The 2715-nt window shown below is 43.6% G+C and carries 4 protein-coding genes; all 4 read left to right on the top strand.

All coding sequences use genetic code 11. The annotated features are described in order from the left end of the window. On the top strand, positions 1 to 1011 hold a 1011-nt coding region (locus AC29Z1_RS16120; RefSeq protein ID WP_488272473.1), incomplete at its 5' end, for a 3-methyl-2-oxobutanoate dehydrogenase subunit VorB. Then, on the top strand, positions 1008 to 1760 hold the full coding sequence (locus tag AC29Z1_RS16115; protein WP_488272472.1) for a thiamine pyrophosphate-dependent enzyme: 753 nt from the start codon (positions 1008 to 1010) through the stop codon (positions 1758 to 1760). The genes AC29Z1_RS16120 and AC29Z1_RS16115, both read left to right, overlap by 4 nt. Continuing rightward, a complete protein-coding gene (locus AC29Z1_RS16110; protein ID WP_488272471.1) occupies positions 1757 to 2302 on the top strand; it encodes a 2-oxoacid:ferredoxin oxidoreductase subunit gamma family protein in 546 nt (181 codons plus the stop codon). The genes AC29Z1_RS16115 and AC29Z1_RS16110 overlap by 4 nt, the downstream gene beginning before the upstream one ends. Positions 2303 to 2507: 205 nt before the next feature. Then, positions 2508 to 2715, top strand: a 208-nt coding sequence (locus tag AC29Z1_RS16105) for a hypothetical protein (protein WP_488272470.1), incomplete at its 3' end; no start/stop codon positions are given.

Here is a 2715-nt window from a genome sequence, read left to right as displayed (position 1 = left end):
GGTTGTCGTCATTATTTTGGCTACCCAATAACACCGCAAACGGAAATAACTGAGTACATGTCCAGGAGAATGCCGCAGATTAATGGTGTTTTTCTTCAGGCAGAGAGCGAAATAGCGGCGATAAATATGGTATATGGTGCTGCTGGTGCTGGAGCCAGAGTTATGACATCTTCATCCAGTCCTGGAATAAGCTTAAAAATGGAAGGAATTTCTTATATCGCCGCTGCAGAACTTCCTTGTGTTATTGTAAATATAGCACGTGGCGGACCTGGTTTAGGCGGCATTCAGCCAGCACAGTCAGACTACTTCCAAGCTACTAAGGGTGGCGGTCATGGTGATTATCGTATTATAGTATTGGCACCCAATTCCGTTCAAGAAATGGTAGATACAACCATGCTGGCGTTCGATCTTGCAGATAAATATCGTAATCCTGTTATGATTTTGGGTGATGGCGCATTAGGGCAAATGATGGAGCCAGTTGCATTCCATAATGTTGAGGCAAAGCCAATTGCTAAGCCTTGGGCTGCAACCGGATTAAGAGGTCGCAGTGAGCCTAATATTATCAAATCTCTTTATTTACAGCCCGAAAGACTTGAGCAACATAACATTCATCTCCAAAAAAAATATGCACAGATCAGTAGCAGTGAAGTACGGTATGACGAATTATTTACAGAGGATGCAGAACTTGTATTAGTAGCCTATGGGATTACGTCCCGCATTGCCCGTACTGCAATGGAAAAGGCCAGGAGTCAAGGTCTCAAAGTAGGTATGTTGCGGCCGATTACCTTATGGCCATTTCCCCAAGAGCCTCTCGCACAATTAGCTAAGAAGGCAAGTGCTTTTCTAACACTTGAATTAAGCGCCGGCCAAATGGTCGAAGATGTTCGTTTGTCGGTTAACGGCGCTAAACCGGTGTATTTCTATGGACGTACTGGCGGGATGATACCTAGTCCGAAAGCAGTATACGAACAGATTGTTAATCTGCTGCAAGGAGGGGCTGATGGTCAATGAGTGAAAAAATTTTTTCCAGGCCTCAGGGACTGAAAGATGTTGCTTTTCACTATTGTCCCGGCTGTCATCACGGCATTATTCATCGGCTGGTTGCTGAAGTGCTAGATGAACTAGATGTGCGTGATAAGGCTATAGGGGTAGCTCCGGTTGGCTGCTCCGTATTAGCGTATGAATACTTTAATTTTGACGCTTTAGAATCAGCTCATGGTCGTGCGCCTGCCGTCGCTACCGGGGTAAAACGTGTCCATCCAGATGCCGTAGTTTTCACCTATCAAGGTGATGGCGATTTAGCGGCTATTGGGTGTGCTGAAATTGTTCATGCGGCTGCCAGAGGAGAAAAGATAACGACTATCTTTGTGAATAATGCTATTTATGGTATGACTGGCGGGCAAATGGCACCTACAACCCTTGTAGGACAAATGACTAATACTTCGCCCTATGGTCGAAATGCGGATACTGCAGGTTATCCTCTTAAAGTATCGGAAATGCTGGCTACTCTTGATGGAGCAAAATTTATCTGCCGCGTAGCTGTTAATACTCCTGGCAACATGGCGAAAGCAAAAGCTGCAATTAAAAAAGCCTTTGAAGTACAAATTCGTGGTGAAGGCTTTTCGTTAGTTGAAGTATTATCAACTTGTCCTACCAACTGGGGCATGAGCCCGGTGGAAGCTGCTAAATGGTTAGAACAGAACTTGATTCCCTATTACCCTCTGGGTGTATACAAAACGGTAGAGGGGGCGAAACCATGACTCATGAAATGATATTCGCCGGATTTGGTGGTCAAGGGGTTATGCTTATGGGACAAATTTTAACTTACGCCGGCATGATTGACAATAAACAGGTATCTTGGATCCCGTCATATGGTCCGGAAATGCGTGGCGGCACAGCGAATTGTTCAGTAATTGTCTCAGATGATCCCATCGGTGCTCCCATAGTAACTGAACCTAATTTAGTGGTGGCGATGAACTTACCCTCACTTGATAAATTTGAACCGACCCTTCAGTCAGGAGGTATATTAATTATCAATAGTTCTCTTATTGAGCGGGAGGCTAAACGAACTGACATCAAAGTATATCGGGTTCCTGCCAATGATATAGCTGCCGAACTTGGCAATACGAAAACGGCTAACATGGTTATGGTTGGAGTGATTGTTGGTACAAGCAAAGTTGTATCTAGTGATGCAGTGGTAAAGGCTTTTGCCAAAATGTTTGCTAAAAAACCGGAACTATTAGGCATTAATGAGCAGGCGTTTCAGCGGGGGAGGATTTTTAGTACAAATAGCGAAACTTAATACAATAGCCATAATGGTAGCTCATGACAACCTTGTAAGGTAAACGTAGTCGGCATAGAGGTTTCCTGACAGATTAACCAACGCGTATATTATTGCTACTATTTTTGCCATATATTTTGTCAGGCGTTTAAGCAGGCAACACGCTAGGAATGATTACTTCCTTTTTTATGTATGATTGATATTGCCCATGCTAACTACTATAATGATGGTAACGGGTATTTGCCCTGGTGACACGACTTTGAAAACTGTTGCCAACCTTATTCGGCAATCCTGCTGTGATTCTTTGTATTTTGGTATGGCGGGGAAGATTTTTATCTTGTTGCCAGAAACTATTCAAGTTCAAGCAAAAAAATTGCTGAGCATCCTTTTCAACAGCAATGTTCAACTGGTGGAGCACTTTTACGGTTTGTATA

Source organism: Sporomusa sp. (assembly GCF_057736855.1).
The sequence above is the reverse complement of the archived record's forward strand: the minus strand, read 5'-3'. Positions and strand labels throughout refer to the sequence as shown.